This is a genomic window from Micromonospora sp. CNB394 (assembly GCF_000374985.1).
Taxonomy (GTDB): Bacteria; Actinomycetota; Actinomycetes; order Mycobacteriales; family Micromonosporaceae; genus Micromonospora; species Micromonospora marina.
This window is the reverse complement of record NZ_KB895832.1, coordinates 40186-50812: the sequence shown is the minus strand read 5'-3', so window position 1 is coordinate 50812 and position 10627 is coordinate 40186. Positions and strand designations below refer to the sequence as shown.

The window sequence follows — 10627 nt, the reverse complement described above, 5'->3', positions numbered from 1 at the left end:
ACCCTACGTGTCCGCGTCGGAACGGACAGGTGGACTGGGAGTCGCCCTTGTCCTGGGATGCGGACACGGCGGTGCAAACAATCGCCCGGCTGGCCCGTGAGGGCAAGGCCGAAGTGCCGGTTTATGCGATCGGCGCGGACCGTCGGGTAGCCACACGGCCATTCCATGTCGACGGATCGCCAATCTTCGTCGCCGAGGGGATCTTCGCGGCCGAGATCGTGGCCGAGTGCCGGCGACTCGGGCTGCTCGCCGGGGCGTACGCGCTGCGCCGCCCGCGCGGCGCGACGTTCCTGCGCCGCCTCGCCCGGGATCTCGCCGAGCAGCGCAAGGCGCCCCGGGTGCTGCTCCGGCGCGGGGTCGCGCTGCTGCGCGCCGAGCCGGCCGTGCTGCGCCGGCAGACCGGGCTGGGCGCCGAGGCGGCCCGGGCCGGGCAGGTGCTGCGCGGGGTGGCCGCGCTGCTCTCCGGCCACCCCCGCCGGTCGTGATCAGCCGATCAGCTCGGCGTACGCCGGCTTGATCACCTCGTCGATGATCCGCAGCCGCTCGTCGAACGGGATGAAGGCGCTCTTCATCGCGTTGATGGTGAACCACTGGAGTTCCTTCCAGCCGTAGCCGAAGGCCTCCACCAGCAGCGCCATCTCCCGCGACATCGAGGTGCCGCTCATCAGCCGGTTGTCGGTGTTGACAGTCACCCGGAAGCGCAGGTCGCGCAGCAGCCCGATCGGGTGGTCCGCGATCGAGGCCGCCGCGCCGGTCTGCACGTTCGACGAGGGGCACAGCTCCAGCGGGATGCGCTTGTCCCGCACGTACGCGGCCAGCCGGCCCAGCACCGGCGGGTTGCCCGGGGTGATGTCGTCGACGATACGGACGCCGTGACCGAGCCGGTCGGCGCCGCACCACTGGATCGCCTGCCAGATCGACGGCAGGCCGAACGCCTCACCGGCGTGGATGGTGAAGTGGAAGTTCTCCCGCTGGAGGTATTCGAACGCGTCCAGGTGCCGGGTGGGCGGGAACCCCGCCTCGGCACCGGCGATGTCGAAGCCGACCACACCGGTGTCGCGGTGCCGGACGGCCAGCTCGGCGATCTCCTGCGAGCGGGCCGCGTGCCGCATCGCGGTGAGCAGCGTGCCGATCCGGATCGGGGTGCCCGCCTCGGCGGCCAGCGCGCTGCCCTCCCGGAACCCGGTGACCACCGCGTCGACCACCTCGTCCAGGGTCAGGTTCTGCTCCAGGTGCTGCTCCGGCGCGAACCGGACCTCGGCGTAGACCACGCCGTCGGCGGCCAGGTCCAGCGCGCACTCGCGGGCGACCCGGCGCAACGCGGTGGGGGTCTGCATGACCGCCACCGTGTGCGCGAACGTCTCCAGGTAGCGCTCCAGCGAGCCGGAGTTCGCCGCTTCGGCGAACCAGACGCCGAGCGCCGCCGGGTCGGTGGTGGGCAGTTCGTGGCCGACCTCGGCGGCCAGCTCGACGATCGTCGCGGGCCGCAGGCCGCCGTCGAGGTGATCGTGCAGCAGCGCCTTCGGGACCTTGACGATGTCCTCGTACGAGATTGCGACCATGCTCAGACCCTAGTCACCCCCGGTGCGGGCCGGACGGTGGACCGGCCCGGTCAGGTGGTCGAGGTTGGACAGCTGGGGCGGCCGTACCATCGGCAGGCCGGTGCGGTCGGCGAGGCCCTGGTGCAGCACGTTCCAGGAAGCGTGCCCGAGATCGGCGCGGACCATCAGCGCGACGCTGACGCCGCACAGGGCCAGGCCGGTGAGCAGCCGCACCAGCCCGGACGGCAGTTTGGTTGACATGCCATCGATCGACCTGAACGGCAACTTGGTGACGTGTCAACAACACCGGTAGGATCGGCGCATGGACGAACCGGGCTGGCTGGACGCGCAGGAGGACCGCGCCTGGCGCGGCTACCGCCGCATGCGCCGCCTGCTCGACCTGGAACTGGCCCGGGAGCTGATGCAGGACGCCGGTCTCTCCGAGCCGGACTACGACGTCCTGAGCGACCTGTCCGAGACCCCTGAGCAACGACTACGGCTCAGCGAACTGGCCGACCGGATGCTCTGGTCCCGCAGCCGCCTGTCCCACCACATCTCCCGGATGCAGCAACGCGGACTGGTCACCCGGGAGGAGTGCGCCACCGACGGCCGCGGCTCGGTCGTCGTGCTCACCCCGGCCGGGCGCCAGGCCGTCGAGGCCGCCGCACCCGGGCACGCCGCGGCCGTCCGCCGGCACCTGATCGACCGGCTCACCCCGGCCGAGGTGGCCGCGCTCGGCACGCTCAGCCAGCGGGTGATCGACCACCTCACCGGCCGCCCCACCGCCCGGTCGGAAGCGGAGGACTGAGTCGTGGACGACCGCGTCCTCGCCCGGCTGCGCTGCCCGGTCTGCGCCGAACCGCTCGCCGAGACCACCGCCGGCACCGCACGCGCGCTGCGCTGTCCCCGCGGGCACAGCTTCGACATCGCCCGGCAGGGGTACGTGAACCTGCGCACCGGCCGCGCCCCGCACACCGGGGACAGCGCCGAGATGGTCGCCGCCCGCGCCGGCTTCCTCGCCGCCGGCCACTACGACACCGTCGCCGCCGCGCTGGCCACCACTGCGGTACGCGTCGCGGACTCCGGCCCGTACCCCCTGGTGGTCGATGCCGGTGCCGGGACCGGGCACTACCTCGCGGCGGTGCTGGCGGCGCTGCCGGACGCCGCCGGCCTGGCCCTGGACGTCTCCAAGCCGGCGATGCGCCGCGCGGCCCGGGCACACCCGCGGGCCGCCGCCGCGCTCGCCGACACGTGGCAGCGGCTGCCGCTGGCCGACCGGTCCACCGCCGTGCTGCTGAACGTGTTCGCGCCGCGCAATGGCCCGGAGTTCCATCGGGTGCTCGACCCCGGCGGCGCGCTGCTGGTGGTCACCCCGGCCGCCGACCACCTGACCGAACTCGTCGACGCGCTGGACCTGCTGCGGGTGGACCCGGACAAGGCCGACCGGGTCGCCGGCAGCCTCCGCGGCCACTTCACCGAGGAGTCCGCGACCGGGTACCGGGCCCGGCTCGCGCTCACCCGCGCCGAGGTCACCACGCTCGTCGGGATGGGACCGAGCGCCTGGCACGCCGACCCGCGGCGGCTCGCCGCGCGCATCGCCGCGCTGCCCGAGCCGGCGCCGGTCACGCTCTCGGTCCGGCTCGGCGTGCACCGCCCGCGCTGACCCGCCTCAGGTGGACAGGTCCACCTCTTCCCAGCCCGGCGGCTCGTCGTGGTACGGCCCGCGCAGCACCACCGCCCACTCCAGCGCCCACCGGCGCTGCCCGATCGCGTTGGCGTCCACCAACCCCGGCAGCGCGCCACCCGCCTTCTCGATCTCCAGGTACGCCCAGTCGAGGCAGTAGTGCAGGTCCAGCAGCGCCGCGGCGTCACCGGGATGCTGCGGCGCGGCCAGGATCCGGGCCCGCCACTGGCCGAACGTCTCCCCCGCGACCAGGTTCGGCATGCGCTCGACCAGCCGCTCGTCCACCGGCACCGTCGGGTCCAGCTCCTTGGCCAGCCCGAGCACCCAGGCCAGCGAGAACAAGGCGTCGTGGTGCAGCACGAACGACCTGTGGTCGCCCCGGCCGCCCATCACGAACTGCCACTCCGGCGGCGTCACCGAGTCGACCAGGTGCGACTCCAGCAGCCAGCCCGTCGCCGCCCGCGCGGGCATCCCGAAGCAGCGGGCCAGGATCACGTGCAGCACCGCGATCCGGGCCTCGATCTCCGGGGTCGGCCGCAGCTCGATCTCGTCACCCGGCTCCCACACCAGCGGGAACTGCGGCGGCGGCAGCGGAAGACCCAGCCGGGACAACTCGTCCAGGCTCGCCTCGCGGACGGCCCGGGGGTCGGGAGCGGGTACGCGCACGGTCAAGCCCCTGTCTGCTCACCTCGGCTCGTGGCCGGCCGGTCCCCCTGGCCTGGGAGGATAGCGGCTCCGGCCGGGCCGGCACCACGGCCGGGCCCGGTCAGCCGATCCGCTCGACGACCAGCGGCGGCGCGTCCGGCGCGTCCGGCGCGATCCGCACCGCGCGGCGCGCCTCGGCCAGCGCGGCCGGGATCCGCTCGGCGTGCTCGGCGCGCAGCTCGAACAGCGGGTCACCGGCGCGCACCCGGTCACCGCGGCGCTTGTGCAGCACCACGCCCGCCGGGACGCTCACCGGATCCTCCTTGCGCGCCCGGCCCGCGCCGAGCCGCCAGGCGGCCACCCCGATCGCGTACGCGTCGACCTCGGCGATCCACCCGTCCTCGGTCGCGGTGACCACCTCGACCTCGTTCGCGACGGGCATCGGGGCGTCCGGGTCACCGCCCTGCGCCCGGATCATCGTGCGCCAGGAGTCCATCGCCCGGCCGTCCCGCAGCGCCGCCTCCGGGTCGGCGTCCGGCAGGCCGGCCGCGTCGAGCATCTCCCGGGCCAGCGCCAGCGTCAGCTCCACCACGTCGGCGGGACCACCGCCGGCGAGCACCTCCACCGACTCGGTCACCTCGACCGCGTTGCCCACTGCGAGGCCGAGCGGGGTGGACATGTCGGTGAGCAGGGCGACCGTCCGTACGCCGTGCGCGCCGCCCAGCTCAACCATGGTGCGGGCCAGTTCGCGGGCGTCGTCGGCGTTCTTCATGAACGCGCCGGAGCCGACCTTCACGTCGAGCACCAGCGCGCCGGTCCCCTCGGCGATCTTCTTGCTCATGATCGAGCTGGCGATCAGCGGGATCGCCTCGACCGTGCCGGTGACGTCGCGCAGGGCGTACAGCTTGCGGTCGGCCGGGGCGAGCCCGTCGCCGGCCGCGCAGATCACCGCGCCCACGTCGCGGAGCTGCGCGATGAACTCGTCGTTGGACAGCGCCGCCCGCCAGCCCGGGATCGACTCCAGCTTGTCCAGCGTGCCGCCGGTGTGGCCCAGGCCCCGGCCGGACAGCTGCGGCACCGCCGCGCCGCACGCGGCCACCAGCGGGGTCAGCGGCAGGGTGATCTTGTCACCGACGCCGCCGGTGGAGTGCTTGTCCACAGTCGGCCGGGAGACCGGCGACAGGTCGAGCCGCTCGCCGCTGGCGATCATGGCGGCGGTCCACCGGGCGATCTCCGGCGCGGTCATGCCGCGCAGCAGGATCGCCATGGCCAGCGCCGACATCTGCTCGTCGGCGACCAGACCCCTGGTGTACGCGTCGACCACCCAGTCGATCTGCCCGTCGCTCAGCACGCCCCCGTCCCGCTTGGCCCGGATGACGTCAATCGCCGTAAAAGCACTCACCTTTGAGTTCCCATCAATAGATCAACAATCGCCGCGGACCGCACTCTTTCCGCGGACGGTGACCAGGTCCGGCCTGGGCCGACCGTGACCGGCGGAGGGATCAAGCCTGACCGCCCGGAGCCGGGCACGGTCGGCCCAGGCCCTCCAGCTCAACCCCAACGAACCGGGATCTCCGTCGGTGGCTCACCCTCACCGGCCCAGAAGATCGTCCCCGAGGCGTCCACCACGACCACGCGCGGCGTCCGCGCCAGCCCCCACTCGATCGCCTCGGCCGGGTCGTCCCAGGTCGAGCCCTCCTCCAGCACGCCGGTCTCGGCGCCCTCGGTCTCACCGGACGACCGCTCCCAGTACGTCGTCCAGACCTGCTGCCCGCCCGACAGGTCGGGGTGGACGAACACGGTGCCCCGGCCCCGCCAGGCGGCCAGCCGGTCCGGCACCACCGGCACCGGGTGCTCGCCGGTCACCGCCTCGATGTCGGCCACGTCGAACGCGTGCGGCAGCAGCTCCGCCATCCGCAACGGCCCGCCCTTCGCCTCGACCAGGCACTCCGGCCCGCCCTGCTCCCAGAGCAGCTGCCGGCACCGGCCGCACGGCATCAACGGCTCACCGGTGGCGTCGACGCAGGACAACGCCACGATCCGGCCCCCGCCGGTGGCGTGCAGCTGCGAGACCACACCGCACTCGGCGCAGAGCGTGACGCCGTATCCGGCGTTCTCCACGTTGCAGCCGACCACGACCCGGCCGTCGTCGACGAGCGCGGCGGCACCCACCGGGAACTTCGAGTACGGCACGTAGGCGTGGCGCATGACCTCGGTGGCGGCGGTACGCAGCCGCTCCCAGTCGATCTCCATCACGACCCCCATTCTGCCCAATTCACACCCGATCGGTCGCGGGCGCGGCCGGAGACGACGATGCCCGGCGGGGCGACCCGCCGGGCACTGTGTCGCGGCAAGCGGTCAGCCCTTGATGTACGGCTTGCCGTCGGCGGCCGGCGCCCGGACCTTGCCGACCAGCCCGGCCACCGCCAGGATCGTCGCCAGGTACGGCAGCATCGCCAGGAACTGGCTCGGAATGCTGCTGCCGATCGCGCCCAGGTAGGTGGCGAGCTGGTCGGCGAAGCCGAAGAACAGCGCCGCGAGCAGCGCGCCGGTCGGGCTCCACCGGCCGAAGATCAGCGCGGCCAGGGCGATGAAGCCCTTGCCGCCGATCATGTTCTTGGTGAACGAGTAGAGCGCCAGCGTGTACGAGGCGCCGCCGACGCCGGCCACCAGACCGGCCAGGATCACGTTGCGGTAGCGCAGCCGCAGCACCTTCACGCCCAGCGTGTCCGCCGCGGTCGGGTGCTCGCCCACCGAGCGGGTCCGCAGGCCCCACCGGGTACGGAACAGCGCCAGGTGGATGACGAGCACCAGCAGCAGGCCGAGGTAGAGGAAGATGTTGCCCCGGAACAGCGCCGGACCGATCAGCGGGATGTCGGACAGCAGCGGGATCTCCCAGTTGCCGAACCGGGGCGCGCTGTTGTACTTCGCCGCGTCGGTCTGCATCAGCCGCTCGTAGAGGAAGCCGGTGATGCCGACCGCGAGCAGGTTGAGCACGATGCCCATGACCACCTGGTCGACCAGGTAGCGGATGGAGAACACGGCCAGCAGGAACGAGATGAACGCACCGCCGATGGCGGCAGCCACCAGGCCCACCCAGACGCTGCCGGACATGCTGCCGAACAGCGCGCCGGAGAAGGCGCCCATCAGGAGCTGGCCCTCGATCGCCACGTTCACCACGCCGGAGCGCTCGCAGAGCACACCGGCGAGCGCACCGAAGATCAGCGGCAGGGCCAGGATGAACGTACCGCGGACGACGTTCACCAGCGGCATGAAGTTGCGGCCCTCGGGCGCGGCGGAGACCTGCCAGCACAGGAAGCTCAGCACGAAGGCGACCAGCCCGGCGCCGAGCAGCAGCGTGAACCAGCGCTTCGGCACACCGGCCAGCAGGGCGCCTCCGGCCGCGGCGGTGATCAGCCCGAACAGGATCGCGCCGACCGTACCGTTGATCTCCAGGGCGGCCCCGCCCTCGGTCTCGCTGAGCGTGAACCGCGCGTGCTGGTCGGTCGCGAGTGCGCCGAACAGCACCGCCGCGAGCACGCCGAGCGCCAGCAGGACCGCGCCGATCTTCCGGTTACGGGTCCAGAAACCCTCGTCGACCGCGGTTACGGCGACCTCGGGGACAGCGGTGGTGGACATGCTCACCAGCCCTTCGCGAGGCTCGTCTGCAACCGGGCGGCGCGGGCCGCCCGGAGCTGGAAGATCGTCTTCACCAGGGCAGGCGCGGCGATGAAGATGACGATGAGCGCCTGGAGCACGGTGACCAGTTCCAGCGAGATGCCGGAGTACGACTGCATCCGGTTGCCGCCGGCCTGGAGGGCACCGAAGAGCAGCGCGGCCAGCAGCACACCCCACGGCTTCACGCGGCCGAGCAGCGCGACCAGGATGCCGTCGAAGCCGATCTGCGCGATCACCAGCGGGGTCAGCGCCGTGGCAGTGGTGCCGAGCACCATGGTCGAGCCACCGAGACCGGCCAGCATGCCCGCGAACACCATCACCAGCACGTACGTCTTTGTGACGCTGATGCCGGCGGTCCGGGCCGCGTCCGGGTTCGCACCCACCGCCCGCAGCTCGAAGCCGAGCGTGGAGCGGTTGAGCAGCCAGGCGATGAACCAGGTGGCCGCCACCGCGAGCAGGATGCCGGCGTGCACCCGCAGGTCGTCGCCGAGCAGGCGGGGCAGCTGCGCGGAGGAGTCGACCGGCTTGCTGATCGCGTCCGCCCGGTTCGGGTCCTGCACCCCGCTCTGGACGATGATCCAGGTCAGGAAGTAGACCGCCACGTAGTTGAGCATGATCGTGTTGATCACCTCGTGCGCGCCGGCCCGTGCCTTGAGGATGCCGGGGATGAAGCCCCAGAGCGCACCGCCGAGCGCGCCGGCGATCAACGCCACCAGCAGGTGCACGCCGGGCGGCAGCGGCAGCGCGAAGCCGGCCACGGCGGCCAGGATCACGCCGATGGTGGCCTGGCCCTGGGCGCCGATGTTGAACAGGCCGCCGCGGAAGGCGAGCGCCACCGACAGGCCGGTGAAGACGAGCGGCGCGGCGTAGGTGAGCGTCTCCGAGATCGGGCTCATGGCGGCGGTGAAGCCGACCGCGTCCGGGTCGAAGATCGCGCCCTTGAACAGGTTCGCGTACGCCTCGCTGACCACCGTCCAGCTGGCGTTCAGCGCGTCGGTGGGCCGGGCGGTGATGTAGCCGTAGGTGGCGAGCACCTCCGGGTCGGACACGATGATCAGCACCGCGCCGACCACCATGGCCAGCAGCACCGCGAGCACCGTCACGGTGACCGTGTTGGCCGCCCACAGGTTGTCCAGGAACAGCCGACCCATGCTCGGGCGGGCTTCCCCGGCCGGGGACGGTCTCTTCGCGGTCGCGGTGGCGGGCACCGTCTGCTCGGTGTCACCGGCCGGCTGCGTCGGCGTCGCCCGGGCCTCGCTCAGCGACTCCTGCGCCTCGGTCGCCGGCTCCTTGTCCGGCGAGCCCGAAGCGGGGTTCGGGTTGGTCATGCCTCGTCCTCGTTGCCAGGGCCGTCCTCGGTCGCGGTGGCGGCGTCCGGGGTGGCGGCGTCCGGGGTGGCGGCGTCCGGGGTGGCGGCGTCCGGGGTGGCGGCGTCCGGGGTGATGCCGGCCATCAGCAGGCCGATCTCCTCACGCGGGGTGTCCGGGCCGACGACGCCGATGATCCGGCCGCGGTACATGACCGCGATCCGGTCGGCCAGGCCGATCACCTCGTCCAGTTCGCTGGAGACCACCATGACCGCGGTGCCGATGTCCCGCTCGCGGATGACCCGGCTGTGGATGAACTCGATCGAGCCGACGTCCACGCCCCGGGTGGGCTGGGCGGCGATGAAGAGCTTCAGCGGCCGGGACAGCTCCCGGGCCACGATCACCTTCTGCTGGTTGCCGCCGGAGAGTGTGCCGACCGCCGCGTCGGCCGAGGAGGTACGGACGTCGAACTGCTCGATCCGCTCCCGCGCCGACTTGGCGATGGCGTCGGGCTTCAGCGACAGGCCCTTGCCGAACGGCGGCCGGTCGTAGACGTCCAGTACCAGGTTCTCCGCCACGGAGAACTCCTTGACCAGGCCGTCCACGCTGCGGTCCTCGGGCACGTAGCCGACACCGGCGCGGAGCACCTTCTTGGTCGACCAGCCGTGCGTCGGCTCGCCGTCGAGGCTGATCGTGCCGGTGAGCACCGGGCGCAGGCCCATGATCGCCTCGATCAGCTCGGTCTGGCCGTTGCCCTGCACGCCGGCGACGCCGAGCACCTCACCGGCGTGCACGGTCAGGTCGACGCCGTCGACCGCGCGTACCTGCCGGTCGTCGTCCACGACCAGGCCGGAAACCTCCAGGACCGGCTTGCCGGGGGTGGCCGGCTGCTTGTCCACGGTCAGCCGGACGCTGCGCCCGACCATCAGCGCGGCCAGTTCGTCCCGGCTGGCGCTCGGCTCGGCGGTGCCGACCGTCTTCCCGCGCCGGATCACGGTGATCCGGTCGGCGATCGCCTTCACCTCGCCCAGCTTGTGGGTGATGAACACGATCGACTTGCCGGCGGCCTTGAGCGACCGCATGACGGTGAGCAGTTCCTCGGTCTCCTGCGGCGTGAGCACGGCAGTGGGCTCGTCGAGGATCAGCAGGTCGACGTCGCGGGTGAGGGCCTTGACGATCTCCACCCGCTGCTGGATGCCGACCGGCAGGTCCTCGATCACCGCGTCCGGGTCGACCCGCAGGTTGTACCGCTCGGAGACCTCGGCGACCTCGCGCCGGGCACGCCGACGGTCGAGGATGCCTGCGAAGGGCCCTCTGACCTGCTCGGCGCCGAGCATGACGTTCTCGGCCACGGTGAAGACCGGCACCAGCATGAAATGCTGGTGCACCATCCCGATCCCGGCGGCGATCGCGTCCGACGGGCCCCGCAGTTTCAGCGGCTTGCCGTCGACCAGGATCTCACCCTCGTCCGGCTGGTAGAGGCCGTAGAGCACGTTCATCAGGGTCGACTTGCCGGCGCCGTTCTCGCCGAGCAGGGCGTGGATCTCTCCAGGCTCCACCGTCAGGTCGATGTGGTCGTTGGCGACCAGATCACCGAACCGTTTGGTGATGCCGCGCAGTTCGAGTCTCAGCGCAACCTCCTGGAGTGCGAGCGATGGTGCAGCGTAGCGACCTGCCGCGCCGCCACCACGCCGGGTGGGGATGGTCGGGGGATTCAAGGTGATCGGCCGCCCCGGCGCTGGGGTACCTTCCCCGTTGCGCCGGGACGGCCG

11 protein-coding genes are annotated in these 10627 nt (G+C 72.4%); 3 read left to right on the top strand and 8 right to left on the bottom strand.

Annotation, left to right across the window (positions count from 1 at the left end):
• The first annotated feature begins 47 nt into the window (after nt 1–47).
• On the top strand, nt 48–485 hold the full coding sequence (locus C569_RS0112255; RefSeq protein ID WP_231394770.1) for an ATP-binding protein: 438 nt from the start codon (nt 48–50) through the stop codon (nt 483–485).
• Here C569_RS0112255 and C569_RS0112250 read toward each other — a convergent pair whose 3' ends face one another.
• Nucleotides 486–1562, bottom strand: coding sequence for an adenosine deaminase (locus C569_RS0112250; protein ID WP_018786072.1), 1077 nt, complete (start codon nt 1560–1562; stop codon nt 486–488). It abuts the gene before it with no gap.
• A 9-nt stretch (nt 1563–1571) separates the two neighbouring features.
• Entirely contained in the window at nt 1572–1802 is a 231-nt protein-coding gene (locus tag C569_RS0112245; protein WP_018786071.1) for a membrane protein, read from the bottom strand.
• Nucleotides 1803–1863: 61 nt separating this feature from the next.
• On the opposite strand from C569_RS0112245, the gene C569_RS0112240 reads away from it, so the two are divergent.
• Complete coding sequence (locus tag C569_RS0112240) at nt 1864–2349, top strand: MarR family winged helix-turn-helix transcriptional regulator (protein ID WP_018786070.1); 486 nt, start codon at nt 1864–1866, stop codon at nt 2347–2349.
• 3 nt (nt 2350–2352) lie between these two features.
• Entirely contained in the window at nt 2353–3204 is an 852-nt protein-coding gene (locus tag C569_RS0112235; RefSeq protein WP_018786069.1) for a putative RNA methyltransferase, read from the top strand.
• A 6-nt stretch (nt 3205–3210) separates the two neighbouring features.
• On the opposite strand, the gene C569_RS0112230 is transcribed toward C569_RS0112235, so the two are convergent.
• The 6 genes from C569_RS0112230 to C569_RS0112205 form a co-directional block, all read right to left on the bottom strand.
• Nucleotides 3211–3891, bottom strand: coding sequence for a DUF4272 domain-containing protein (locus C569_RS0112230; RefSeq protein ID WP_026268055.1), 681 nt, complete (start codon nt 3889–3891; stop codon nt 3211–3213).
• 100 nt (nt 3892–3991) lie between these two features.
• Nucleotides 3992–5272: a thymidine phosphorylase gene (locus tag C569_RS0112225; protein ID WP_026268054.1), complete on the bottom strand. Its 1281-nt coding sequence runs from the start codon at nt 5270–5272 to the stop codon at nt 3992–3994.
• Between the two features lie 149 nt (nt 5273–5421).
• Complete coding sequence (locus C569_RS0112220; protein ID WP_036345705.1) at nt 5422–6123, bottom strand: cytidine deaminase; 702 nt, start codon at nt 6121–6123, stop codon at nt 5422–5424.
• A gap of 105 nt (nt 6124–6228) precedes the next feature.
• Nucleotides 6229–7509 (bottom strand): ABC transporter permease, encoded by a 1281-nt coding sequence (locus C569_RS0112215; protein WP_026268053.1) that lies wholly within the window; start codon nt 7507–7509, stop codon nt 6229–6231.
• Nucleotides 7510–7511: 2 nt separating this feature from the next.
• Nucleotides 7512–8699 carry an ABC transporter permease gene (locus C569_RS0112210; protein WP_369753419.1) on the bottom strand — a complete coding sequence of 396 codons (1188 nt, stop codon included), beginning with the start codon at nt 8697–8699 and terminating at the stop codon, nt 7512–7514.
• A gap of 173 nt (nt 8700–8872) precedes the next feature.
• Nucleotides 8873–10573, bottom strand: coding sequence for an ABC transporter ATP-binding protein (locus C569_RS0112205; protein WP_018786063.1), 1701 nt, complete (start codon nt 10571–10573; stop codon nt 8873–8875).
• Nucleotides 10574–10627: the final 54 nt, after the last annotated feature.